The organism is Micromonospora marincola (genome assembly GCF_056150385.1).
The window spans coordinates 181,857-205,221 of sequence record NZ_JAXCFT010000006.1 but is presented as its reverse complement, the minus strand read 5'-3'; the positions used below and the strand labels follow the sequence as shown (position 1 = coordinate 205,221).

The window sequence follows — 23,365 nt, the reverse complement described above, 5'->3', positions numbered from 1 at the left end:
CTTCCTCAGGTGTCGATCTAGAGAACGCCCAGGTCGCGGGCCGACTGGCTGCGGCCCCGCATGGCGACGGTACGGGCGGAACGGGTTGCCTCAGTGCTCGTGTTGGTGCGACCGGCCTGAGGCCGGGGCATTCGAGCCCGGGACAACGCTTCGTGGAGTAGTTGCATCTCGGTTCCATTCGGCAGGTGCAGCATTGGCTTTTTCTCTCTGCTCGGCCGGTGGAGGGACACCGGCATCGGTCGGCTTCGGAACGTAGGTGTGTCAGGCTGCCAGTCGGACGGCGCTGCGTGACTCGGACAGCCCACTGGCCGCCAGTCGCGCCTCCGCCTCGACCCGGAGCTGGGCGTCACGGGCGACGTCCTCCTTACGCGGGCGGCCACGGGGCCGCTTACGCGGGACGACCGCGCCACGCTCGAAGATCTCGCCGCCCCAGACGCCCCAGGGCTCGGCCCGCTCCACCGCCCCGGCCAGGCACTCGACGCGCAGCGGGCAGTCCCCGCAGAGCGACTTGGCCAGCTCGAGCTCGGCGGGCGAGTCGGAGAACCACAGGTCGGGGTCGAACTTCCGGCAGGGCAGGTTCGCCTCCACCTCGACGCTCACGTCGAGTGGGGCCAACGCGAGACTCATCCTCCGGTCACCTCTCTCTCACTTCGATCTCGTGGATCGCATTTCCGACTTCGGCACTACGGCGGTGCACAAAAAACTGAGGCCGCGGATCCCGGTGAGCGGGTTCCGCGGCCTCGAGGTGAGCCGGTGGTCTGATGGATCAGACCGGTCTACCTCGAGGTGGAACGCCGCGGACATCGGTGCGCTTCTTGACGCCGACGCCCATGCCCGTGAAGCCACTGGTCCCCTCGACTCCACGCGGCGGTGCAACGGTCAGGTTCAGCTCGGCCTGAACCTGGGCCTGGTGCACCTGCGGAGCCGACGGTCGAGCGGCAAGGGCCACCCGAACGGACGACAGCGGAACGTCGGCAGCTGGCATCGCCGCCGGACGCTCATACGTGTAAATCTCCATTGGTGCCACCTCCCTGACCTTCCTCGTGCCGACCGTGGACTCATCCCCCGTGAGCAGCCAGAACAGCGCCGCTCCTGAGGTGTGTCCTGAGGCTATTCCTCGCCCTCGGGCGAGGGCAAACGATTTACGGCTAGTTTTCAGAAGTTTTCTGTGGGCAGACGTCGTCCACCGTCGCGCCGGCCACCAGAGCCAGCACCGTATCGCCGTAAAGCCCCACTTTCCGGGGCCCGATCCCGGCGATCGCGACCAGTTCCTCGGTGCGTGCCGGCTTCCGCTCCGCAAGCGCGGTGAGCGTGGCGTCGGTGAAGACCACGTACGCCGGCACCCGCTGCGCGCCGGCCACCCGCTGCCGCCACCCCAACAGCCGCTCGTACAGCTCCTCGTCCAGGTCCGACGGGCAGGTCGGGCAGCGGCCCAGTTTGCGGTCCGCGCCGGCCAGCAGGGTGGCGCCGCAGATCCGGCAGGACACCACCTGCGGTCGCCGCCGCCGCTCCGCCCGCCGGGCCGGGCCCGCGCCGCCGGCCCGCTCGCCACCGCCCGCGCGGTCCAGTTGGGGCAGGAAGCGGGACGGCCGCCGGGCCCGACCGCCGGGCGAGCGGGCCGCCGCGTACGACAGCCACAGCCACTCCCTCGCCCGGGTGATCCCGACGTAGAGCAGCCGCCGTTCCTCCTCGACCTGCGCGGGCGTCTTCGCGTACGTGGTGGGCAGCGTGCCCTCGGCCAGCCCGACCAGGAACACCGCGTCCCACTCCAGGCCCTTGGCCGAGTGCAGCGACGCGAGCGTCACCCCCTCCACGGTGGGCACGTGCTGCTGGGCGGCCCGCCGGGCCAGCTCCTCGGTGAAGTCGGCGAGCGTCACCTGCCGCTCGACCGAGGCGGCCTCCCCGATCGGCACCACAGGCGGGGTCGCGGCGTACTCCTCGGCGAGCTGGACCAGCGCGGCGAGCGCCTCCCAGCGTTCGCGCGCGGCGCCGCCGGCCGGGGGCGCGTCCGGCGCCCAGCCGACCGCGGCGAGCCCCTCCACCACGGCCGCCGGCAGCGGCGTCTCCCCGGGGACGGATCGGGTGGCGGCACGGAGCGCGATCATCGCCTGGCGCACCTCGGGTCGCTCGAAGAACCGCTCCGCGCCCTGGAGCACGTAGGGCACCTCGGCCTCGGTAAGCGCCTTCTCGTACGCCTCGGACTGCGCGTTCGTGCGGAACAGCACCGCGATCTCCCGCGCCGGGGTGCCGCCGGCCACGAGCGCCCGGCAGCGGGCGGCGACGGCGTTGGCCTCGGCCGGCTCGTCGGTGAAGATGCGCAACTCCGGCTCCGGGCCGGGGCGGCGCTGGCCGTGCAGCTCCAGCCGCAGCCGCGCCTCGGCGCCCCGGGCCGCCGAGATCACCGCGTTGGCCAGACCCACCACCTGCGGGGTGGAGCGGTAGTCGCGGACCAGTCGGACCACTGTCGCGCCGCGGTGGTGGCGCGGGAAGTCGACCAGGTACGACGAGGTCGCGCCGGTGAACGAGTAGATGGTCTGACTGGCGTCGCCGACCACGGTGAGGTCGTCCCGGCCACCGAGCCATACGTCGAGCAGCCGCTGCTGGAGCGGGTTGACGTCCTGGTACTCGTCGACGACGAAGTGCCGGTACTGGTTGCGCACCTGCTCGGCCACGTCCGGGTGCTCCTCGATGCCCCAGACCGCGGCGCGCAGCATGTCCTCGAAGTCGATCACCCCGTTGCCGCGTTTGAGCCGCTCGTACGCGGTGAACACCTCGGCCACCCGGGCCGGCTCGTACGGTGTCTCGCGCAGCGCCTTCGCCGCGGCCACCGTGTATTCGTCCGGCTCGACCAGGGAGGACTTGGCCCACTCGATCTCGGCGGCGAGGTCCCGGGCGGCGGCCCGGTCGGTGCGCAGGCCCACCTTGGCGGCGGCCAGGGTGACCACCCGCACCTTGCTGTCCAGCAGCTCCGGCATGGCCCGCCCGGCCAGCAGCCGGGGGGCGAAGTAGCGGACCTGCCGCAGCGCCGCCGCGTGGAAGGTGCGCGCCTGCACACTCTGCACCCCGAGCACGGAGAGGCGGCTTCGCATCTCGGCCGCGGCACGGGCGGTGAACGTGACCGCCAGCACGTGTCGGGCGGCGATGTCGCCGGTAAGCGCCCGGTACGCGATCCGCGAGGTCACCGCCCGGGTCTTGCCGGTGCCGGCGCCGGCCAGGATGCAGACCGGGCCGGCCGGGGCGGTCACCGCCGACCGCTGCTCCGGATCCAGCCCGGTCAGCACCCGTTCCGCCGCTGAGTGAACCCCCACAGCAGGGAATCATCCCAGCCCCGTCCGATGTTGCAGGGGTTAGCCTGGCCTGAACGGGCCGGGCGTGAGCCACCCTTGGAGGACCTGACCATGTTGACGATGTATTCCACCCCGTGGTGCGGCTACTGCCACCGGCTGAAGTCGCAGCTCGACCGGGAGGGCATCGCGTACGAGGTGGTCGACATCGAGCAGGACACCACGGCCGCCGAGTTCGTGATGGGTGTCAACGGCGGCAACCAGACCGTGCCGACGCTGCGCTTCGCTGACGGCAGCGCCCTGACCAACCCCTCGATCAACCAGGTCAAGCAGCACCTCGCCGCGCTTCCCGGCTGAGCTGACCGCACCCGCCGAACGGCCGTACCCCTCGGGGTGCGGCCGTTCGTCGTCGCCTCAGCGCGCGCGGCGCCGCTGGGCGGCGGCGAGCATCTCGTCGTCGAGCGGCCGGCGGGGGCCCGGGACGCGGGCCGGGCCGGCGCCCGGCGGGGTGAGCCCACGGCCCCGCCAGAGATACAGGCCGGCGGCCATGGTGACCATCCCCACCAGCGCGAACAGCAGCCGGTAGTCGAAGACGCCCACGAGCAGCGCGCCGACGCCGATGGACACCGCCTGCGGCCCGCTGACAAGCGCCTTCGACGCGGCGGTCACCCGGCCCAGGAGGCCCGGCGGCGTCCGCCGCTGGACGAGCGTGTGCAACCCCACCATGGTCAGCGGCAGCGAGACGCCGGCCAGCAGCAGCGCCACCACCCCGAGCCAGAGCCGGGGGTACGCCAGCGCCAGCGCGGCCGGGCCGAAGAACGTCACCCCGGCGGCCAGCGTGCCGAGTTCGCCCAGGCGGCGGACCACGGCGGCCGAGAACAAACCACCGATCAGGCCACCGATCCCCTGCACCATGACCAGCACGGCGACGAACGCGGCGTCGCGGCGTAGACCCTGGTCGACGTACGCGAAGATCAGCGACTCGGTGAAGCCCATCACCAGCGAGCCGAGCCCGTACCCGACGAGCGCCCGGCGCAGCGCCGCCTCGCGGGCCAGGTGGCGCAGCCCGGCGCCCAGCCCGGTCGTCAGGTGGCGCCCGGACCCCGACGGCACGCCCTCGTCCACCCTGAGCAGCCCGATCACCGCCGCGGCGGCCAGGAAGCCACCCATGGCCAGCGCCGCCAGCAGCCAGCCACCGACGGCGGCGTAGATGCCGGCCCCGGCGAGCGGCCCGATCAGCCGCAGCCCCTGCCGGACGGTCTGCAGCGCCCCGTTCGCGTCGCCGAGCAGGTCGGGCGGGACCAACTGCCGGATCAGCCCGTTGAGCACTGCGGCCACCGTGATCGAGGACAGGCCGTAGAGACCCGCGACCACGTAGATCACCCACACGTCGTTCCGGTCCCGCACGGTGAGCAGCGGGCTGAGCAGCACGGCGGCGGTCAGGTTGGCGGCGACGAAGAAGGGCTTGCGGCGATGGCGGTCGACCACCCAGCCCACGAGCGGGGCGAGCGCCATCGGCGCGAGGACGGCGAAGAAGGTCGCCCCGGCCATGCCGTCCGAGCCGGTCAGGTCCTTCACCCAGACGGCCGGCGCGAGCAGCAGGATGGACTCCGCCGCCATGCTCGCCACCATCGCGGTGAAGAGCAGGCGGAAGTCGGGGCGGCGCAGGACGGTGCGCATCGGTTCCCTCCGGCAGGGTTGCGCCCGCGGGCGCGTCGGGGGCGGGCGCTGGTGAAGGCGCTCTCCACAGTCCTCTTTTTGTCACGTGACACGCCCTCGCCGGACCCACCGACACCGGTCGCGCCGTCCATACTGGCCGTGGGGGGCGAATTCCATACAGTTACCGTCGTGTCTTGCGGCGGTCGACGGGAAAGAGGACGCCGTGCCTCCTGCCTCACCAGGCCCGATTCTGCGCCGTCGCCGACTCGGCAACGAGCTGCGTCGGCTCCGTGAACACGCCGGCCTCACAGGCGACCAGGTCATCGAGCGGATCGGCTGGGCCTCCGCGTCCAAGCTGTCGCGGTTGGAGAACGGCCGTAGTCGACCCGACCCGGAGGACGTCGAGGCGCTGCTGTCGATCTACGGCGCCGACGGCGAGCTGCGCGCCGAGCTGATCGGGATCACCCACGAGGCCGGCGACATGCGGGGGTGGATGCGCAAGTTCCCGGTGATGACCGAGCAGCAGCGCGCCTTCGCCGAGCTGGAGGCGGGTTGCGCGGAGATCTCCGAGTACAGCCCGGTGCTGGTGCCCGGGCTGTTGCAGACCCCCGGGTACGCGCGGCACCGGATCCTGTCCGCGGCGAAGGTGGCCGAGGAGGCCGGCGACCCGGATCCGGAGGACCCGGAGACCGAGGTGGGCGCCCGCCAGTCCCGCCAGTCGTTGCTGGAGCACGTGACCCGCTACACCGCCGTGCTTGAGGAGACCGCGTTCGGCCGGCGGGCCGGGCCCCCGGAGGTGCTGCGCGAGCAACTCGTCCACCTGTGTGAGCTGGCGCGGTTGCCGAATGTGGAGTTGCGGCTGTTGCTGCGGGACACCCGGGTGGGCGACTGGTACCTTCCGCCGACCGCCTTCTCGGTCTACCGGTTCGCCGATCCCCTCGATCCGGAGACGCTCGCCATCGAAAGTGGGTTCGGTGACGTCATGTCGACCGAGGTAAACACCCTAAATCGCTATAAAGTGGTGTACGAGTGGCTATGCTCGTCGGCACTCTCCGCTTCGGACACCATCTCCTGGTTGATCGAAGCGACGGGACGGCTGACCGGCACGGCAGTCGAGTCCACCGTGGCGTCCGGGCCGGCAACGGCGCCGACCCAACGCCGCCCGGACTCGGGGCGCCTCACGACGGAACGGTGATCCGCCACGGACACCGTCCGGCCCCCGGCGTCACTCGGTCCCATCGGAGCACCTCACCAGGAGCAGGAACACCATGAACGAAATCCGCAACAGCACGACCCCCGGGCAACTCGCCCGCGCCGCCTGGCGCAAGAGCACCCGCAGTCAGACCTCGAACTGCGTGGAGATCGCCCCGCTCGGCACCGGCGCGGCGACCATGGCGCTGCGCGACAGCAAGGACCCGAGCGGGCCGGTCCTGCTGTTCGACCGGGCCGGGTGGCTCGGCTTCATCGCCGGAACGAAGAACGGCCAGTTCGACCTGGACTGATCCGGCGAGTGTCCCGGGGCCGTCGGCGTGATGCCGGCGGCCCCTCGCCTGTCCACCCACGACAACCGTTCTGACCTGGCATCCTCCGAACGGTCGAGCCCGCACGTTTCACTTGCTGGGACGACGTGCGGGCGTACGATGACGCCTGGAGTGACGTGGAAGTTCCACCGCGCATCCGTCCACTTCCGGGGGACACCATGCGGTTCCTGATCGTCCGCACCGAGATCCGAAGCGTCGCCGACGCCGACATCGCCGCCGTCTGGGCGCGCGGAGGCCGACTGCGGGACGAGACAAGCGCGCCGGAACCCCGCCGCCAGGTCGTCCACGCCGAGGACCGGGATGCCGCCCTCCTGCTCGCCCGGGCGCTGTCCGCCGTCGGGGCGGTACGCGCCGGCCGGCACCGGGTCAAGGTGCTGCCCGTCGCGGATCCCGCCCCCGGCCAGCCGTACCGCTGGGACGGCGGATGACCGGCCGCTGACGTGTAAGGAGGGGCCCCCGCTTAACGCCTGCGGTATAGGCGGGGCCCCCGCTTAACGTTGGTCAGCAGTGGCCGTCGAGCCAGCGGTGCACCAGGAACAGGGCGATCGACGACGGCGGCGGCAGGAGCAGGCGGTCCCCACCGTCCAGAGCCACCGGCTCGCCGGCCAGGGCGGCGCCGATCTCCCGCCGGGAGAACCAACGCGCGTGCGCGATCTCGGCCGGGTCGACCTCGATCGGCGCGTCGGCGTCGGCCCGGGCCAGGAAACCGAGCATCAACGAGCCGGGGAACGGCCATGCCTGGCTGGACACGTACCCGATCTCCTCGACCGCGACGCCGACCTCCTCGCGGACCTCGCGCAGCACGGCGGCCTCGGCCGACTCGCCCGGCTCGACGTATCCGGCCAGGCAGGAGTAACGGCGGACGCCGGGGTTGCTCGGCCAGGCCGCGTTGTTCCCCAGCAGGCAGCGGCCCTCCGGACCGTCCACCCCGTCGTGCACCAGCACGATCATGGCCGGGTCGGTACGCGGCCAGGTGCGGCTGCCGCCCGGGTCGAGCCGGGACCAGCCGGCCTCGTCGACCTGGGTCGGCTGGCCGGTGGACGGCGAGTAGCCGTGCCGTAGGTGCCAGTTGAGCAGCGCCAGCGCGGTGGTGAACAGGCCCGCGTCCCGGTCGGTCATCAGGTGGCCGACCTCCCGCAGGTGGGCCCGGCGGGTGTCCGGCAGCACCGGCAGCGGCCCGTCCACCGCGAAGACCGGCACCCCGTCCGGTTCGACACCGAGGAACATCGGCACCGAGCGGGGCACCTCGGGCAGCTCGCCGGCGCCGACCAGGACCAGCTCCGGCGGGGCGGCGTCGCCGCGGACCAGGGCGCGGCCCTGGTCCGCGGAGTCCAGCACCAGCACCCGGGCCTGCTCCCACGCCTCGGCCAGCCACGCCGGGTCGGTACGCCGGTGGGCGGCCCGGTCCAGCGTGGACCGGGCCAGCGGCGGCGCCGGCTCGCCGGTCAGGCTCATGGGGAGGCTTCCGTACGCACCGGAGTGAGCGCCGCAAGCGAGTCGGCCACCCGCGCCGCGTCGCCGAGCACCACGGTGACCGCCCGCGCCGGGGCCAGGTAGCGGGCGGCCACCTCGGCGACGTCGTCCACGGTCGCCGCGGCCAGCCGGGCGGCGTGCTCGGTGAGGAAGTCCAACCGCAGCCCGTTGCCGGCGTACGCGCTTGTCAGCGACGCGAGACCGGCCTGGGTGGACATGCCGAGCTGGAGCGTGCCGAGCGCGTACCGGCGGGCCTGCTCCAGTTCCTCCGGCTTCACCGGGACGGTGGCCAGCCGGCCCAGCTCGTAGGTGGTCTCCAGCAGCGCCGGCGCGGTCACCTCGGTGGCCACCTCGGCGCCGGCGACAAGCACCGAACCGGCCACCGAGTGCTCGACGAGCGAGTGCGGCCCGTACGTGTAGCCCTTGTCCTCGCGGATGTTCTCCACCCAGCGGGAGGAGAAGTAGCCACCGAAGATCAGGTTCGCGAGCTGCAACGCGGCGTGGTCGGGGTGGGTGCGGGGCACCGCGGGCAGCGCGAGACGCAGCGAGGACTGCACCGACCCGGGCCGGTCGACGAGCAGCAGCGGCCCGGGCTCCAGCGGCGGCGCGGGCGGCAGCTCGGCGGTGTGACCGTCGCCCCGCCAGCCGGCGAGCGCCGCCTCGGCCGTGTCGAGCGCCTGCTCCGGGCGGACGTCGCCGACGAGCACCAGCACCGCGCCGGCCGGGTGCACCCGCTCGGCGTGCAACCGGCGCAGCGCGGCCGGGCGGACCGCCCGCACCTGGTCGGCCTCGGGGGTCTGCACCGCGTACGGGTGGCGGCCGTAGACCCGCTTGAGCAGGGCGGTCCGGGCCAGGTGGGAGGGCTGGCTCTGGGCGACCTGGATCCGGTCGACGAGGCGGTCCCGCTCGGTCGCCACCCAGTCGCCCGGGTAGCTGGCGCCGGTGAGCACCTCGGCGAGCAGCTCAAGCATCCGGTCCAGCCCGGTGACCAGGCCCGCGCCGGAGAGCATCAGCCGGTCCGGGTCGAGGCCGGCGGAGAGCCCGCCGCCGACCTTCTGCAACTCGGCGGCGATCTCGGTGGCGGTGTGCGCCTCGGTGCCGGCCAGCATGGTCTGCGCCAGCATCGCCCCCCGGGCCAGGTGGGTCCGGCCGAACGGCATCCAGAGCCGCAGTTCGACAAGGGGTACGGCGGGGCGGCGTACCGCGATCACGGTGAGGCCGTTGCCGAGCGTGCGCTCGGCCTGCTTCGGCACGGTCAGCCGCTTGTTCGGGCCGAGCGCCGGCAGCGGTCGGACGGTGGCGGTGGCGGTCATCGGGCACCTCCGGCCACGACCTCGACTGACGCGCGGCGCTCGGGCCGCAGCGTGGCGGCGGCGGCGCGGACCTGTTCCTCGGTCACGGCGCCGACCAGCCGGGGCAGTTCGTTGAGCAGTTCCGGCTCGCCGCGCTGCTGTTCCAGCACGGCCATCCGCAGTGCCCGGCCCAGCACCGCGTCGGTGTCGCGCAGCAGGTGGGTGGCCATCCGCGCCTGGGTACGGGCCAGCTCGCCCTCGTCCAGCCCGCCGGTGGCCAGCCGGTCCAGCTCCTCGTCGACGGTGCGCAGCACCTTGTCCACGTCGCCGCCGGGCGGCAGGTGGGCCTGGAGCAGCAGCGCGGTGGGGTCGCGTACGTCGAACGGGTCGCCCATGAAGCCGAGGTAGCCGCCCAGGCTGGTGACCGAGCGGTCCCGCTGCACCAGCCGCTCGACCAGCCGGGACGCGTCGCCGTCGGTGAGCACCTCGGCCAGCACGACGTAGGGCAGGTAGCCGGCGAAGTCGGTGACCGGGTCGGGCACCCGCCAGGCGCTCGCCACGGCCGGGAGCGGGGCCAGCGCGTCGGTGTACGTGCTGCGCCGCTCGGTGGTCAGGTCGGGTTCGGTGAAGTCGGGCCGCTCCGGGGCGGGGCGGGCCGGCACGTCGCCGAAGTGCCGTTGGATCAGTGTGGTCGCCTCGGCCACGTCGATGTCGCCGCTGACCGCGAGCACCGCGTTGCCGCTGGCGTAGTAGCGGCGGAAGAAGTCGGCGGCGTCGGCCACCGTCGCCGACTCCAGGTCGTCGAAGGAGCCGTAGCCGTCGTGCGCGTTGGGGAAGGTGTCGAACATCACCGGGGGCAGCGTCAGCCAGGGGAACCCGCCGTACGGCCGGTTGAGCACGTTGACCCGGATCTCCTCCTTGACCACGTCGACCTGGTTGCGGAGGTTCTCCTCGGTCAGCCGGGGGCCGCGCATCCGGTCGGCTTCGAGGAAGAGCGCCCGTTCCAGGGCGTTGCTCGGCAGCGTCTCGAAGTAGTCGGTGTAGTCCAGGTGGGTGGAGCCGTTGAAGGTGCCGCCGGCGCCCTGCACGTGCCGGAAGTGGGCAAGCTTCTCCAGGTTCTCCGAGCCCTGGAACATCAGGTGCTCGAAGAGGTGCGCGAAGCCGGTGCGGCCCTGCGGCTCGGAGCGGATGCCGACGTCGTAGACCACCGCCACCCCGATCACCGGGGCGCTGCGGTCCGGGGTGAGCACCACCCGGAGGCCGTTGTCGAGGTCGAACCGTTCGACCGGGTATTTCGTGGCTGGGATCTTCACTCTCCGCGTCGGCACGCGATCGACACTAGCGCCTCCGTACCGACCGCACCGGTGGTGTGCCCTGGCCGAACGGTGGACAGATGCGGGACAGGTCTTGACGACTGCCACCTCCTGCCCCAGTCTTCCTACCAACTAAATAGGAATACTGCGGATTGGACGATCGATGAGACGGCTTCCCCTGCGCCGCCTGGTCACCCTGGCCACCCTGGCCGCGGTCGGCGCGGCCACGCTCGGCACCACAGCCGCCTGCGGCGGCGACGACAGCGACGGCGCCGGCGACTCCGGCCCGGTGACGCTGCGCCTGGGCTACTTCCCGAACATCACCCACGCGCCGGCCGTGGTCGGCGTGGAGAAGGGGATCTTCAAGGAGAAGCTGGGCGGCGACGTCACGCTTGAGACGAAGACCTTCAACGCCGGCCCGGCCGCCATCGAGGCGGTCTTCTCCGGCGCGCTCGACGCCACGTACATCGGTCCGAACCCGACCGTGAACGCCTTCTCCAAGTCGAAGGGCGAGGCGGTCCGGGTGGTCTCCGGCGCCGCGTCCGGCGGCGTCGCGCTCGTGGTCAAACCCGCCATCACCGCGGTGGAGCAGCTCCGTGGCAAGAAGATCGCCACTCCGCAGCTCGGCAACACCCAGGACGTCGCGCTGCGCTACTGGCTCAAGGAGAAGGGCCTGGAGACCACCAAGGAAGGCGGCGGCGACGTCAAGGTCGTCCCGCAGGAGAACGCGCAGACGATCGAGACGTTCGGCAGCGGCGCCATCGACGGCGCCTGGGTGCCGGAGCCGTTCGTCTCCCGGCTTGTGAACGCCGGTGGCAAGGTGCTCGTCGACGAGCGCGACCTCTGGCCGGACAAGAAGTTCGTCATCACCAACCTGCTTGTCAGCACCAAGTTCCTCAAGGCGCACCCGGACGTGGTGAAGAAGCTGGTGCAGGGGCAGGTCGCGGCGAACGAGTTCGTCAACACCAAGCCGGACGAGGCGCAGCAGGCCATCTCCGAGCACATCGGCAAGATCACCGGCAAGCCGCTCGACATCAAGCTGATCAAGCAGGCCTGGCCGACGCTGGAGTTCACCAACGACCCGATCTCGTCCTCGCTGAAGACCGGCCTGGACCACGCCGTCGCGGTCGGGCTGACCCAGCCGGTCGACCTGAACGGCCTCTACGACCTGACGTTCCTCAACGAGGTGCTGAAGGCCGAGGGCAAGCCCGAGGTCACCCAGCCGTGACGTCGACCACGACGACCCCGCGCAGCGCGACCGGCTCGGTCGCGCTCCGCGGCGTGACAAAGGTGTACGGCCAGGGCGAGCAGGCGGTCCTGGCGCTCGACGGAGTGTCGCTCGATGTCGCCCCGGGCGAGTTCGTCTGCCTGGTCGGCGCGTCCGGCTGCGGCAAGAGCACGCTGCTCAACCTGGTCGCCGGCCTGGACCGGGTCAGCGGCGGCGCGATCGAGCTGGGTGCGGGCGTCAACCCGGGCCTGATGTTCCAGGAGCCGGCGCTGTTCCCGTGGTCGACCGTCGAGGGCAACGTCGAGGTGCCGCTCAAGCTGCGCGGGCTCCCCCGCGACAAGCGCCGGGCGCGGGTGGCCGAGCTGCTGCGCACGGTGCACCTGTCCGAGTTCGGCCGCAAGCGCCCGCACCAGCTCTCCGGCGGCATGCGGCAGCGGGTCGCGCTGGCCCGCACGCTCGCGCTCGACACCCCGGTGCTGCTGATGGACGAGCCGTTCGGCGCGCTCGACGCGATGACGCGGGACATCCTGCACGACGAGCTGGAGCGGATCTGGAGCGAGCGCAAGCTCACCGTCCTGTTCGTCACGCACAACGTGCGCGAGGCGGCCCGGCTCGCCGACCGGATCGTGCTGCTCTCCAGCCGGCCCGGCCGGATCATCTACTCCACCCGGGTCGACGTGCCACGGCCCCGGCGGATCGACTCGCCGGAGGTGTCGGCCATCGCCGCCGAGGTCACCGACCGGCTGCGCAAGGAGGTGGGCCGGCATGGCCAGTGACATCCTCGCCGGGTCGACGCGTACCGACGCGGAGATCTCCGGCCTCGACGCGCTGGAGATCGCCGGTCAGGAGAAGGGCCCGTCCCGGCTGCGCCGGCTCTGGTCGGCCACCTGGCCCAAGTTCGCCGCTCTGGCGTTGGCGATCGCGCTCTGGCAGGCAGTCGTCTGGAGCGGCTGGAAGGAACCGTGGGCGCTGCCCGGCCCGGCGGTGGTCTTCGCCGACCTCGGCCACTACCTGGTCAGCTCGGCGCTCTGGGAGGGCCTGGCCACCACCGCCCGCCGGGCGGTCGTCGGGTTCTCCGCCGCGGTCGCGGTCGGCCTGCTGCTCGGCCTCGGGGTGGCCCGGGTCAAGGTGCTCCGCGCCGCGCTCGGCTCGATGATCACCGCGTTGCAGACCATGCCGTCGATCGCCTGGTTCCCGCTTGCGATCCTGCTGTTCCAGCTCAGCGAGCAGGCGATCTTCTTCGTGGTGGTGCTGGGCGCCGCGCCGTCGGTCGCCAACGGCGTCATCCACGGCGTGGACTACGTGCCGCCGCTGCTGGTCCGGGCCGGCCGCAACCTCGGCGCCCGCGGGCTCAACCTCTACCGGTACGTGATCGCGCCGGCCGCGCTGCCCGCCATCGTGGCCGGGCTCAAGCAGGGCTGGGCGTTCGCCTGGCGCAGCCTGATGGCCGGCGAGCTGCTCGTGGTCATCGCCACCCGCACCTCGATCGGCGCGCAGCTCACCTACGCCCGCGAGCTGAGCGAGGCGCCGCGGCTGATGGCCATCATGATCGTCATCCTGGTGGTCGGCCTGCTCGTGGACTCCGCGTTCGGCGCGGCCGACAAGGCGATCCGCCGCCGTTGGGGCGTGCTGGACCAGGCCGGCAACTGACGTCGTGTACATCTCCGCGCGCGCCGACTACGCGCTCCGGGCCATGCTCGCCGTCGCCGACGCCGGCCCCACCGGCGACGGGGGGTCCGGCGGCGGCGAGCTGGTCAAAGCGGCGAGCCTAGCCGACAGCCAGGACATCCCGCTCAGCTTCCTCCAGGGAATCCTGCTGGACCTGCGCCGGGCCGGGCTGCTGCACAGCCACCGCGGCAACGAGGGCGGCTACGCGCTGACCCGGCCACCCGCCGAGATCAGCGTGGGCGACGTGCTGCGCGCGGTGGGTGGCGCCCTCACAAGCGTCCGGGGCATCCCCGCCGACCGGGCCGGCTATCACGGGGTGGCCACCGGGCTGCGGGACGTATGGCTCGCGGTGGACGGGGCGATCGCGCTCGTGGTGGACCAGACCACCCTGGCGGATCTGCTTGCCGACCGCGCGCCGGCGCCCTGAACTCAGCCGCGCCGGACGCCGGGCGGGGCCCGGTGCCGGGGCCCCGCCCGGCCGCTCGCGCCCCCTCGGTGCGTGCGGACGACTACTGTCCGGGGTTGAAGGTGCGGGCCGCGCCCCGGTCCTGCAGGCCGGCCGCGGCCAGATGCCAGGGCCCGAACGCGGCCACCACGGCGAGTGCCACACCGGCACCCGCGACCGCGAGCACCAGCAGCACTTCCCGGGTCCCGCCCGGGCCCGCGTCGCCCGCCATGGTCACCCCTCCCGCGTCCGGCCGGTCCCCCCGACCGGCCCCCGGCGACAAGCATGGTCGCCGGAGCGCCGCCGCAGTGTCGGACAGCCGACCGAAAGTCCGCTGATCCCCGACTCAGCGAGGTGGCCCCGGCCGGTCAGCGCCGGCGCGGGCGGCGGCGCGGGCGGGTCCCGGGGGCCGGGTGCGCGGCGACCGGCGGCGCGATGGTCACAGGCGTCCCGGAGGGCTCCCGCGCCCCGGTCAACCGACCCAGCTCCGCGTCGCCGGGGCGGACCCGGGTGGTCTTCGGGTTGATCCCCGCGGTGGTCATCAGCCGGGCCACGTCGCGGCGCTGCTCCGGCAGGACCAGCGTGACCACGGTGCCCGACTCCCCGGCCCGCGCGGTCCGGCCGCCCCGGTGCAGGTAGTCCTTCGCCTCCGTGGGCGGGTCCGCGTTCACCACCAGGTCGAGCCCGTCCACGTGGATGCCGCGGGCCGCCACGTCGGTGGCCACAAGCGCGGTGACCTGGCCGGTGCGGAACTGCTCCAGGATCCGGGTGCGCTGCGGCTGCGACTTGCCACCGTGCAGCGCGGCGGCGCGTACGCCCTTGGCGAGCAACTGGCGGGCCACCCGGTCGGCGCGGTGCTTGGTGGCGATGAAGACGATGGTCCGGCCCTCCCGGGCGGCGATGTTGGCGAGCGCGGCCGGCTTGTCCTCCGGCTCCAGGTGCAGCACGTGGTGGGTCATCGCGGTGACCGTGGCGGTGCCCGGGTCGACGGAGTGCGTGACCGGGTCGGTCAGGAACCGGCGGACCAGCCGGTCCACGCCGCGGTCCAGGGTGGCCGAGAAGAGCATCCGCTGCCCGCTCGGCGCGACCTGCTCCAGCAGCTTCGTCACCTGCGGCAGGAAGCCCATGTCGGCCATCTGGTCCGCCTCGTCGAGCACGGTGATGGCAACCTGGTCCAGCCGGGCGGAACCCCTGTCGATCAGGTCGTGCAGCCGCCCCGGCGTGGCCACCAGCACCTCGGCGCCGGCCCGCAGCGCGTCCGCCTGCCGGCTCAGCGACAGCCCGCCGACCACAGTGGCGCAGCGCAGCCCGAGCGCGCCGGCGTACGGGGTGAGCGCGGCGGTCACCTGCGCGGCCAGTTCCCGGGTGGGCACCAGCACCAGCGCCAGCGGGCGACCGGGACGGGCCCGGCGGCCGGACGTCCGGTGCAGCAGCGGCAACCCGAACGCGAGCGTCTTGCCCGAGCCGGTCCGCCCGCGCCCGAGCACGTCCCGGCCGGCAAGCGAGTCGGGCAGGGTGGCCGACTGGATCGGGAACGGCGCGGTGATGCCCTGGGCGACCAACTCGGAGACCAGCGCCGGGGCCAGGCCGGTGGCGGCGAAGGTGGGCAGGGTCGTGGTCATGCGGAAAGCCTTCCTCGGAGGCGGCACGTGTCGAGGAAGGGCGCCGACAAGCGGCGCGTCACCGGCATGGCCGGGATCACAAGCACGAACCGAAAAGGGTACGGGCCGACCCGCCTCGGCGCGCCACGTCCCGGTTACGGGAGGGCGGCGCGGCGGGTCGGCCCGTGCACCACGCCCGGCGGGGCGTGGTGGTGGTGCCGGTTGATCCGAAAGATCAGAGCGGGCGGATGTTCTCCGCCTGCGGGCCCTTCTGGCCCTGGGTCACCTCGAACTCGACCCGCTGGTTCTCGTCCAGGCTCCGGTAGCCGGAGGTCTGGATCGCCGAGAAGTGGGCGAAGACGTCAGCGCCGCCATCGTCCGGGGTGATGAAGCCGAAGCCCTTGTCAGCGTTGAACCACTTCACGGTGCCAATTGCCATGTGTTTCGTCTCCTTGACGGAACGGTCGGCCCGCACGTCTTGCGGGCCGGTCTTGTCGCTGCTGGTCGCCCCGCCCGGAGAACTCCGGACACAACAAAGAGCGCCTGGGGCCACAATCCGCCAGGCGCACACAGAGTCTCTGGAAACCAAAACTGCAACCCGGATAACCTACCACGGATCTCGCCGCTTGGGGAGGTCACGCCGAAATTTCCGGCACGGCCGTCACCAACGTGGTCAGCCCCTCGACGTCGAGCAGGTCGGCCGGGCGGACCGTTGCCCCGTCCCGCACGTAGTGGAACGCCGCGCCGACCCGCTCCACCGGCACGCCGGCCAACTCCGCCCAGGCCAGTCGGTAGACCGCCAACTGCACCGCCGCCGCGTCCGCCTCGCGGCCGGTGGGCCGCCGGCCGGTCTTCCAGTCGACCACGTCGTAACGCCCGCCGGGGCGGGCGAAGACGGCGTCCATCCGGCCCCGGACCACCACACCGGCGATCACTGTGGCGAACGGCACCTCCACCTCCACCGGCACCCGGTCCGCCCACTCGCTGGCCAGGAAACGCTCCTGCAACGCGGCCAACGCCTCGTCCGGGGCGGCGCCGTCGTCGGCCGCGCCCGGCAGCTCGTCGACGTCGAGCAGCCGGTCGGCGCCGAAGCGCTGCTCCAACCAGGCGTGGAACGCGGTGCCCCGCCGGGCGTACGGGCTGGGCTCGCTCGGCATCGGCCGGCGCAGCGCACGGGCCAGCGCCTCCGGGTCGCGCCGCAACGCCACCAGTTGGGTCACCGAGAGCTGACCCGGCAACTCCACCTCGACCGCCTCGGCCCGCCGAGCCAGCTCGGCCCGCTCGGCGAGGAGCAGATCGGCCTCCCGCCGCCACCGGGCCACCTCCGGATCCCCCTCGACCGGATCGGACGGACCGGCGGGAACGGCGGTCGGGCCGACGCTGGCCAGCAGGGCAGCCTCGCGCCGGGCCGCGTCCGGGTCGGCGAGATGACGGCGGACCAGCGCCGCCGCCTCGGTCAGCGCCGGCCGGCGACCGCCCAACGGGTCGGCCGGCCACTCGGCGCGCAGCACCGTCTCGGTGGTCGGATTCACCGCGTCCCCGGCCGGCTCCGGCGCCCAGGCGTCTACCACGTGCCCGTCCGCGCCGGACAGGCCGGCGTCGTGCACCTCACGCAGGAACACCGACGGCCCGCGGAACCGCTTCGTCCCCTCCCCCCACCAGTAGCCGGAGCAGAGCAGCAACCGCCGGGGCCGGGTCACCGCCACGTACGCCAGCCGGCGCTCCTCCCGCTCGTCGTGCGCCCGCCAGGCATCGGTGAACTCGGCCAGCGCGCGGGCCACCCCACGCTGGTCCTCCGCCTCCGGCAGGGCCAGCGCCGGCAGCCCGTCGGAGTCGCCGCGCAGCGGGAACGGCAGCACCCCGAGCCCACCCAGCCAGTGGTCCGAGTTGCGGACCGGCCCCGGCCACACGCCCCGGGTCAGCCCGGCCACCGCCACCACGTCCCACTCCAGGCCCTTCGCGGCGTGCGCGGTGAGCACCTGCACGGCGCCCGCCACCACCTCGACCTCGCCGGGCGCCAACCCCCGCTCCTCGTCCTCTGCGGCGGCCAGGTAGGCGAGGAAACCGGCGAGCGTGGCGCCGGGTGTCTCGCCGCTGAACCGGGCCGCGACGTCGCCGAGCGCGTCCAGGTGCGCGCGGGCCAGCCCGGCGTCCCCGGCGCCGTCCCGGCCGGCCCGCACCGCCACCTCGACATCGAGCCCGATGCTCCGCTCGATGTCCGCGATCAGCTCCGGCAGGGACTGGTCCAGCCGGTACCGCAGCAGCGCCAGCTCCATCCCGTACGACCGCAGCCGGGCGAACCCCTCCGCCGAGTACGCCTGCGCCGGCCCGAGGTCGGCCAACGCCTCGACCAGGGTCGCCTCGTCCAGCACGTCCACGACGATCTCCGGCCCGTCGTCCCCGGACAGCTCCCGACGGCCCCGGGCGATGGCCCGGGCCCGCCGGTGCAGCGCGACCAGGTCACGGGGGCCGATCCGCCAGCGCGCGCCGGTGAGCAGCCGCAGCAGCGCCGCCCCGTCCGTCGGGTCGGCGAGCACCCGCAGCGTGCACACCACGTCCCGCACCTCCGGGGTGTCGAGCAGGCCGCCGAGCCCGACCACGTCGACAGGCAGCCCGCGGGCCCGCAGCGCCGCCTCGATCGCCGGGATCTGGCTGCGCAGCCGCACCAGCACCGCCGTGGTGGGGCGGCGGTCGGCCGGGATGTGCTCGGGCAGCGCGCCAGGCGTCCCGGCCGCGCCCCGCCAGGACGCCAGCACGCTGTCCGCGATCCAGTCGGCCTCGTCGGCGTACGTCGGCAGCAGCGCGCAGTGCACCGTGCCGGCGGCCCGGCCGCCCGGGGTGCGGTGCGGGATCGGATCGCGGACGCTGAGCGCGGCGTGCAGCTCGGCCACCCGGGCGCCGGCCGCCCGCAGCGGCACCGAGAGCGCGTTGGCGACGTCGAGGATCTCCGGCCGGTTGCGCCAGCTCGTGGTGAGGCCGAGCACGTCGGCGGGGGTGCCGTCGACACGGGCGAACTCGCCGGGGAACCGGTCGAGCGTGCCGGCGCTGGCCCCGCGCCAGCCGTAGATGGACTGGCAGGGGTCGCCCACGGCGGTGACCGGGTGACCGCCGCCGAACAGCGCGTTGAGCAGCACCACCTGGGCGTGGCTGGTGTCCTGGTACTCGTCGAGCAACACCACCCGGAACCGGTCCCGCTCGATCACGCCGACGCCCGGGTGGTCGCGGGCCACCCGGGCCGCGCGGGCGAGCTGGTCGGCGAAGTCCATCGCCTCGAAGTCGTCCTTCCGCCTGGCGTACGCCCGCACCAGCGGAAGCAGCTTCAGTCGGGTCCGCTGGAGCTGGAGCGCCTTGCGCACGTCGGCGTAGACCCGGCCGGGGCGGGACTGCACCTCGGCGAAGAAACGACCGGTCCAGCCGGCCAGCTCGTCCGGGTCGACCAGGTGCTCGTCCAGCTCACCGGCGAGAGCGAGCACCGCGTCGGTGATTGTGGACGGCATCCGCTCCACCTCCGACATGTCCCCGTCGTAGTTGCGGACCAGCAGGTCGACGAGCTGCCAGCGGGACGCCTCGGTGAGCAGCCGGGTGGTCGGCTCGTAGCCGGCGCGCAACCCGTGCTCGGTGACGATCCGCCCCGCGTACGAGTGGTAGGTGGACACCGTCGGCTCGCCCGCGAACGGGTCCTCGCGCGGGTCCCGGCGCGGCCGGCCCAGTCGGCGGACGAGCTGGTCGAGGCGGGTCCGGACCCGGTGCGCCAGCTCACCGGCGGCCTTGCGGGTGAAGGTGAGCCCGAGGATGTGCTCGGGGCGCACGTACGCGTTGGCGACCAACCAGACCACCCGGGCGGCCATCGTCTCGGTCTTGCCGGAGCCGGCGCCGGCGACCACGAGCAGCGGCTCCACCGGCGCCGCGATGATCGCGGCCTGCTCCCGGGTGGGCGCCGGCAGCCGGAGCAGCCTGGCCAGCTCGACGGGCGTGTAGCGGGGGCCCGCGTCGGCGGCCCGGGGCGTGGGCGTGCCGGTGGCGCCGAACAGCGCCGGCTGGATCGTCATGACTGCTCCGGGGGCGGCTCGACGACCTGCCGGCCCTGGCCGGAGACCGGGCAGCTCGTGCGTACCGGGCAGACCCGGCACTTCGAGTTGGCGACCGCGGCGAAGGTGGAGGCGGCCATCGTGTCGGCGGTGCGGCGGACGAGCGCGGTGGCCCAGCCGGCCTCCGGGCCCTCGCCGGCCGCCGCCTGGGCCTGCTCCCTGGCGTCCCGCGCGCCGGTGCCGAGCTGCACCAGCGCCGCGCCGCCGGACTCCGCGCCGAACTCCGCGAACCCGCCCGCCTCGACCGCCGCCTGATAGGCGCCGAGCTGCGGATGCTCGGCCACCTCCCGCTCGGTGACGGCGGTGGACTTGCCGGTCTTCAGGTCGATCACCACGAGGCGGCCCTCCGCGTCGACCTCCAGCCGGTCGACCCGGCCGGTCAGCTCGACCGGACGGGCCGGGTCGTCCAGGCGCACGGCGAACTCGTGCTCGATGGCGAGCAGCCGACGCGGGTTGCCGGCCAGCCAGCGCAGCAGCTTGTCGACCATCGCCTCGGCGCGCTGCCGCTCCGGGCCGACCATCCACCGGGCGGCCAGCTCGATCGCGTCGAACCGGGCGGCCACATACTCAAGCAGCGCCTCCCGGTCGGCGCTCGCGTCCTCGGCGAGCATCGCGGCGGCGTGCACCAGGTTGCCGACGCCCTGCGCGGCGCTTGCCGGCCCGCTGCCGCCGTGCCGCTCCAGCAGCCAACGCAGGCTGCACCGCAGCGCGCTCTCCATGGCCGACGGGGTGACCCGCACCGGCTCGCCGTCGTCGACGAGCGGCCGGTCGTCGGAGAGACCGCGCAACCCCCACCAGTCGTCCGGGTGCGCGCCGGGCACCCCGGCGGCGGCCAGCCGGGCCAGCTCACCCGCCGCCGCGTGCCGCCGGGTGATCGACGCCGCCGGGTCGGTGATCGCGGTACGCAGCTCCGCCACCAGCGCGGACAGGGTGAGCCCGCGCGGCGGCAGCGTCACCGGGAGCACGCCCGGCGGCCCGTCCTGCGGCTGCTCGTCACCGTGCGGCACCGGCCCGTCCCGGTCCGGGCCGTGCGGGTTCGGGCCGTGCGGGTTCGGGCCGTGCGGGCCGGTCGGGGCGGTGCCGCCGCTGCCGGTGGCCGGCGGGTCACCTGCGGCCAGTTCGTGCAGGAAGCGGCTGGGCTGCTCCTCGTGGTCGTCGCCGCCGACCGCCGCGGAGGCGACGGCGGTGACCAGCAGGCGGCGCCGGGCCCGGCTGACCGCGACGTGGAACAGCCGCCGCTCCTCGTCCAGCAGCGCCGACGTCTGCCCGACCAGGCTGGCCCGCAACCCGGCGCCGTCGGCCCGGCCGGCGAGCACATCGACAAGCCGCTCCGAGCCGAGCAGGCTGCCGCGCAGTCGCAGGTCCGGCCAAACGCCCTCCTGGACCCCGGCGACGGCGACCAGGTCCCACTCCAGGCCCTTGGCCGCGTGCGCGGTGAGCAGGCGTACCGCGTCCCCCCGATCGGCGGCGGCGGCGAGCGTGTCGGCCGGCAACTCCTGGCCGAGCACGTGGTCGAGGAAGACCTCGGTGCGTGCCCCCGGCAACCGGTCGGTGAACCGGGCCGCCGCGTCGAAGAGCACAAGCACGGCGTCCAGGTCCCGGTCGGCGGCCTCGGCCCGCCAGCGCTGGGCCGTCTCGTGCTCGCCGGTGGCCGCCCGCCCCCGGGTGATCGCCCCGGCCCAGCGCTCGGCCAGCCCGCTCTCCCGCCACACCGCCCAGAGCACGTCCTCGACTGTGGCACCTGCCGCACCGGCGGCCTGCCGGGCGGTCGCCAGCAGGTGCGCCACGGCCTGCGCCGGCTCCGCCCACCGCCGCTCGATGGCGGCCAGCTCGGCCGGATCGCGCAGCGCCTCCACAAGCAACTCACCTGAGGGGCGACGGTCGCCGCCGGCAAGCGCGAGCGCCCGCAACCCCTGGCGCAGCCGCCGCTCGGCCAGCGGGTCGGCGCCGCCGAGCGGCGAGTGCAGCAACGCGACCGCCGACTCCTCGTCCAGCCGGTCGGGTTCGAGCGCGCAGCGGAGCAGGAGCAGCAGCGGGGCCACCGCCGGCTGGAGGTGCAGCGGCAGGTCCTCCCCGTGCACCACGGTGGGCACGCCGGCGGTGTGCAGGGCACGCCGCAGCGACGGAAGCTGCCGCCCGGTGGAGCGCACCAGCACCGCCATCCGGGACCAGGGCACCCCGTCGAGCAGGTGGGCCTCCCGCAGGGTGTGGGCCAGCCACGCGGACTCGCTTGTGGCCGAGCGGAAGGTGCGTACCTCGACCGCGCCGGCCGGCGCGTCCGGGAGCGGGCGCAGCCGCCGGTGGGCCGCCGGGCCACGGAGCCGGCGGGCCAGCCGGGCGGTCGCCGCCAGCAACTCCGGCCCGGCCCGGTACGAGGTGGCGAGCGTGACCTGGGCGGCCGGCGCGCCGGAGGCGGTCCGGAACCGGTGCGGGAACGCGCCGACCGCGGCCGGGTCGGCGCCGCGGAAGGCGTACGTGGAGGAGTCCGGGTCGGCGAAGGCGACCAGGGACTTGCCGCCGCCGGCCACCACGGCGAGCAGGTCCACCTGCGCCGGGTCCGTGTCGGCCAACTCGTCGACGTAGACGTGGGTCAGGCGGCGACGCTCGGCGGCGAGCAACCCGGGATCGTCGAGCAGCATGCCGGTGGCGGCCCGCACCAGCTCCGCCGGGTCGTACGCGACCGAGCCCCGGTTGCTCACGTCGCGCAGCGCGAGGACGGCGACGTATTCGCGGAGGAAGCGGGCGGCGGCCGGCCAGTCGGCGCGGCCCAGCTTCTCGCCGAGGCGGGCCAGCTCGACCGGGCCGACGCCCCGCTCGGCGGCCCGCATCAGCAGGTCGCGGAGCTGCTGGGCGAACGCCCGGGTACGCAGCGCGGGGCGCATGTCCACCGGCCAGCCGACCGGATCGTCGTCCGGCTCCTCGCCGACCACGTCGAGCAGCTCGCGGATGATGAGATCCTGCTCGGGGCCGGTGAGCAGCCGCGGTGAGGGTTCACCGCGTTCCGCCGCGGCCCGGCGGAGCAGCCCGAAGGCGTACGCCGTGAACGTGCGGACCAGCGGCTCGCGGACCACGCGGTGCCCGTCCCCGGCGATCCGGGCCTCGATCCGCCGGCGCAGCCCGGTGGCGCCACGCCGGCCGAAGGTCAGCACCAGGACCCGTTCCGGGTCGACGCCCTCGGCCACCCGGGCGGCGACCGCCTCGACGAGCGTGGCGGTCTTCCCGGTGCCGGGCCCGCCCACGACAAGCATCGGCCCGTCGGTGTGCGCGACGACCTCGGCCTGCACCGGATCCGCCCGACGCCCTCCGGCCCCAGTCGGCCCGGCCTCGGCCCCAGTCGCCCCGGCCCCGGCCACGGTCGCCCCGGCCCCGGCCACGGTCGCCCCGGCCCCGGCCACGGTCGGCCCGGCCCCGGCCCCGGCCACGGTCGGCCCGGCCCCGGCTGGTGGGTGCGCGGCATCGCCCGCCGACCCCCCGGATCGCGGCTCCGTCACGGCCGGCCCGTCGGACCGGCCCACCCCCTGCCCCGCCCCGGCCTCGCGGGTGACCCCCGCCCCCGCGCCGCCGGGCCGACGCACCAACCGGTACGCCTGCATCACCGACATCCCACCACGCCGGTACGACACCCGGAAACCGACGCCGCCCCGCACCCCGCCAGCAGGAACGGCCGTCACACGAGAGACCCGGCCGGCTGGCACCGGCGCTCGGCGTCTCTCGACCGCCAGGACACCCTCCCGAGCCACCATTCGGAAGCGCCCCGCCGGAAGGTGCGGAGA

Annotated in this window: 20 protein-coding genes; 8 read left to right on the top strand and 12 right to left on the bottom strand. The window is 74.2% G+C overall.

Going from position 1 to position 23,365, the window contains the following annotated elements; genetic code table 11:
- Positions 1-261 precede the first annotated feature (261 nt).
- The 3 genes from SM450_RS16700 to SM450_RS16690 all read right to left on the bottom strand — a co-directional run bounded on the left by SM450_RS16700 (position 262) and on the right by SM450_RS16690 (position 3,308).
- Positions 262-627, bottom strand: a complete 366-nt coding sequence (locus SM450_RS16700) for a WhiB family transcriptional regulator (RefSeq protein ID WP_474620640.1) — start codon at positions 625-627, stop codon at positions 262-264.
- Positions 628-766: 139 nt separating this feature from the next.
- Positions 767-1,018 (bottom strand): hypothetical protein, encoded by a 252-nt coding sequence (locus SM450_RS16695; RefSeq protein ID WP_474620639.1) that lies wholly within the window; start codon positions 1,016-1,018, stop codon positions 767-769.
- A 130-nt stretch (positions 1,019-1,148) separates the two neighbouring features.
- Positions 1,149-3,308, bottom strand: coding sequence for an ATP-dependent DNA helicase UvrD2 (locus SM450_RS16690; RefSeq protein ID WP_474620638.1), 2,160 nt, complete (start codon positions 3,306-3,308; stop codon positions 1,149-1,151).
- A gap of 90 nt (positions 3,309-3,398) precedes the next feature.
- Here SM450_RS16690 and SM450_RS16685 point away from each other — a divergent pair, with 90 nt between their 5' ends.
- Positions 3,399-3,641 carry a mycoredoxin gene (locus SM450_RS16685; protein WP_474620637.1) on the top strand — a complete coding sequence of 81 codons (243 nt, stop codon included), beginning with the start codon at positions 3,399-3,401 and terminating at the stop codon, positions 3,639-3,641.
- 57 nt (positions 3,642-3,698) lie between these two features.
- Here SM450_RS16685 and SM450_RS16680 read toward each other — a convergent pair whose 3' ends face one another.
- Entirely contained in the window at positions 3,699-4,964 is a 1,266-nt protein-coding gene (locus tag SM450_RS16680; protein WP_474620636.1) for an MFS transporter, read from the bottom strand.
- Between the two features lie 202 nt (positions 4,965-5,166).
- Here SM450_RS16680 and SM450_RS16675 point away from each other — a divergent pair, with 202 nt between their 5' ends.
- The 3 genes from SM450_RS16675 to SM450_RS16665 all read left to right on the top strand — a co-directional run bounded on the left by SM450_RS16675 (position 5,167) and on the right by SM450_RS16665 (position 6,912).
- Entirely contained in the window at positions 5,167-6,138 is a 972-nt protein-coding gene (locus SM450_RS16675; protein WP_474620635.1) for a helix-turn-helix domain-containing protein, read from the top strand.
- Between the two features lie 73 nt (positions 6,139-6,211).
- On the top strand, positions 6,212-6,445 hold the full coding sequence (locus tag SM450_RS16670) for a DUF397 domain-containing protein (RefSeq protein ID WP_474620634.1): 234 nt from the start codon (positions 6,212-6,214) through the stop codon (positions 6,443-6,445).
- 197 nt (positions 6,446-6,642) lie between these two features.
- Positions 6,643-6,912, top strand: a complete 270-nt coding sequence (locus SM450_RS16665) for a hypothetical protein (protein WP_474620633.1) — start codon at positions 6,643-6,645, stop codon at positions 6,910-6,912.
- 73 nt (positions 6,913-6,985) lie between these two features.
- Here the strand turns inward: SM450_RS16665 and nudC are convergent, their stop codons facing one another.
- The 3 genes from nudC to SM450_RS16650 are packed head-to-tail and all read right to left on the bottom strand — an operon-like array spanning position 6,986 to position 10,577.
- Entirely contained in the window at positions 6,986-7,939 is a 954-nt protein-coding gene (gene nudC, locus SM450_RS16660) for an NAD(+) diphosphatase (protein WP_474620632.1), read from the bottom strand.
- Positions 7,936-9,270, bottom strand: coding sequence for a M16 family metallopeptidase (locus SM450_RS16655; protein WP_474620631.1), 1,335 nt, complete (start codon positions 9,268-9,270; stop codon positions 7,936-7,938). The genes nudC and SM450_RS16655 overlap by 4 nt, the downstream gene beginning before the upstream one ends.
- Entirely contained in the window at positions 9,267-10,577 is a 1,311-nt protein-coding gene (locus tag SM450_RS16650; RefSeq protein ID WP_474620630.1) for a M16 family metallopeptidase, read from the bottom strand. Before SM450_RS16650 ends, SM450_RS16655 begins: the two co-directional genes overlap by 4 nt.
- 148 nt (positions 10,578-10,725) lie before the next feature.
- On the opposite strand from SM450_RS16650, the gene SM450_RS16645 reads away from it, so the two are divergent.
- From SM450_RS16645 to SM450_RS16630, 4 genes are read left to right on the top strand one after another with little or no spacing between them, the layout of a single operon-like run.
- On the top strand, positions 10,726-11,790 hold the full coding sequence (locus tag SM450_RS16645) for an ABC transporter substrate-binding protein (protein WP_474620629.1): 1,065 nt from the start codon (positions 10,726-10,728) through the stop codon (positions 11,788-11,790).
- Positions 11,787-12,566: an ABC transporter ATP-binding protein gene (locus SM450_RS16640; protein ID WP_474620628.1), complete on the top strand. Its 780-nt coding sequence runs from the start codon at positions 11,787-11,789 to the stop codon at positions 12,564-12,566. Before SM450_RS16645 ends, SM450_RS16640 begins: the two co-directional genes overlap by 4 nt.
- The gene (locus tag SM450_RS16635) at positions 12,556-13,440 is read left to right on the top strand and encodes an ABC transporter permease (RefSeq protein ID WP_474620627.1); all 885 of its coding nucleotides are present in this window, start codon (positions 12,556-12,558) and stop codon (positions 13,438-13,440) included. The genes SM450_RS16640 and SM450_RS16635 overlap by 11 nt, the downstream gene beginning before the upstream one ends.
- A gap of 4 nt (positions 13,441-13,444) precedes the next feature.
- Positions 13,445-13,885, top strand: coding sequence for an RrF2 family transcriptional regulator (locus tag SM450_RS16630; protein WP_474620626.1), 441 nt, complete (start codon positions 13,445-13,447; stop codon positions 13,883-13,885).
- Between the two features lie 82 nt (positions 13,886-13,967).
- Here SM450_RS16630 and SM450_RS16625 read toward each other — a convergent pair whose 3' ends face one another.
- The 5 genes from SM450_RS16625 to SM450_RS16605 all read right to left on the bottom strand — a co-directional run bounded on the left by SM450_RS16625 (position 13,968) and on the right by SM450_RS16605 (position 23,185).
- A complete protein-coding gene (locus tag SM450_RS16625) occupies positions 13,968-14,135 on the bottom strand; it encodes a hypothetical protein (protein ID WP_474620625.1) in 168 nt (55 codons plus the stop codon).
- A gap of 136 nt (positions 14,136-14,271) precedes the next feature.
- Entirely contained in the window at positions 14,272-15,525 is a 1,254-nt protein-coding gene (locus SM450_RS16620) for a DEAD/DEAH box helicase (protein ID WP_474620624.1), read from the bottom strand.
- Between the two features lie 214 nt (positions 15,526-15,739).
- Positions 15,740-15,943, bottom strand: a complete 204-nt coding sequence (gene cspE, locus SM450_RS16615) for a transcription antiterminator/RNA stability regulator CspE (protein ID WP_013288421.1) — start codon at positions 15,941-15,943, stop codon at positions 15,740-15,742.
- A 196-nt stretch (positions 15,944-16,139) separates the two neighbouring features.
- Positions 16,140-19,553 carry an ATP-dependent helicase gene (locus tag SM450_RS16610; protein WP_474620623.1) on the bottom strand — a complete coding sequence of 1,138 codons (3,414 nt, stop codon included), beginning with the start codon at positions 19,551-19,553 and terminating at the stop codon, positions 16,140-16,142.
- On the bottom strand, positions 19,550-23,185 hold the full coding sequence (locus SM450_RS16605; protein ID WP_474620753.1) for an ATP-dependent helicase: 3,636 nt from the start codon (positions 23,183-23,185) through the stop codon (positions 19,550-19,552). Before SM450_RS16605 ends, SM450_RS16610 begins: the two co-directional genes overlap by 4 nt.
- Positions 23,186-23,365: the final 180 nt, after the last annotated feature.

What these genes read in the sequence shown, in the direction of transcription:
- SM450_RS16685 (WP_474620637.1), top strand. Translation starts at nt 3,399, where the DNA reads ATGTTGACGATGTATTCCACCCCGTGGTGCGGCTACTGCCACCGGCTG.
- cspE (WP_013288421.1), bottom strand. Translation starts at nt 15,943, where the DNA reads ATGGCAATTGGCACCGTGAAGTGGTTCAACGCTGACAAGGGCTTCGGC.
- SM450_RS16670 (WP_474620634.1), top strand. Translation starts at nt 6,212, where the DNA reads ATGAACGAAATCCGCAACAGCACGACCCCCGGGCAACTCGCCCGCGCC.
- SM450_RS16680 (WP_474620636.1), bottom strand. Translation starts at nt 4,964, where the DNA reads ATGCGCACCGTCCTGCGCCGCCCCGACTTCCGCCTGCTCTTCACCGCG.
- SM450_RS16665 (WP_474620633.1), top strand. Translation starts at nt 6,643, where the DNA reads ATGCGGTTCCTGATCGTCCGCACCGAGATCCGAAGCGTCGCCGACGCC.
- SM450_RS16700 (WP_474620640.1), bottom strand. Translation starts at nt 627, where the DNA reads ATGAGTCTCGCGTTGGCCCCACTCGACGTGAGCGTCGAGGTGGAGGCG.
- SM450_RS16625 (WP_474620625.1), bottom strand. Translation starts at nt 14,135, where the DNA reads ATGGCGGGCGACGCGGGCCCGGGCGGGACCCGGGAAGTGCTGCTGGTG.
- SM450_RS16635 (WP_474620627.1), top strand. Translation starts at nt 12,556, where the DNA reads ATGGCCAGTGACATCCTCGCCGGGTCGACGCGTACCGACGCGGAGATC.
- nudC (WP_474620632.1), bottom strand. Translation starts at nt 7,939, where the DNA reads ATGAGCCTGACCGGCGAGCCGGCGCCGCCGCTGGCCCGGTCCACGCTG.
- SM450_RS16645 (WP_474620629.1), top strand. Translation starts at nt 10,726, where the DNA reads ATGAGACGGCTTCCCCTGCGCCGCCTGGTCACCCTGGCCACCCTGGCC.
- SM450_RS16610 (WP_474620623.1), bottom strand. Translation starts at nt 19,553, where the DNA reads ATGACGATCCAGCCGGCGCTGTTCGGCGCCACCGGCACGCCCACGCCC.
- SM450_RS16655 (WP_474620631.1), bottom strand. Translation starts at nt 9,270, where the DNA reads ATGACCGCCACCGCCACCGTCCGACCGCTGCCGGCGCTCGGCCCGAAC.
- SM450_RS16695 (WP_474620639.1), bottom strand. Translation starts at nt 1,018, where the DNA reads ATGGAGATTTACACGTATGAGCGTCCGGCGGCGATGCCAGCTGCCGAC.
- SM450_RS16605 (WP_474620753.1), bottom strand. Translation starts at nt 23,185, where the DNA reads ATGCAGGCGTACCGGTTGGTGCGTCGGCCCGGCGGCGCGGGGGCGGGG.
- SM450_RS16620 (WP_474620624.1), bottom strand. Translation starts at nt 15,525, where the DNA reads ATGACCACGACCCTGCCCACCTTCGCCGCCACCGGCCTGGCCCCGGCG.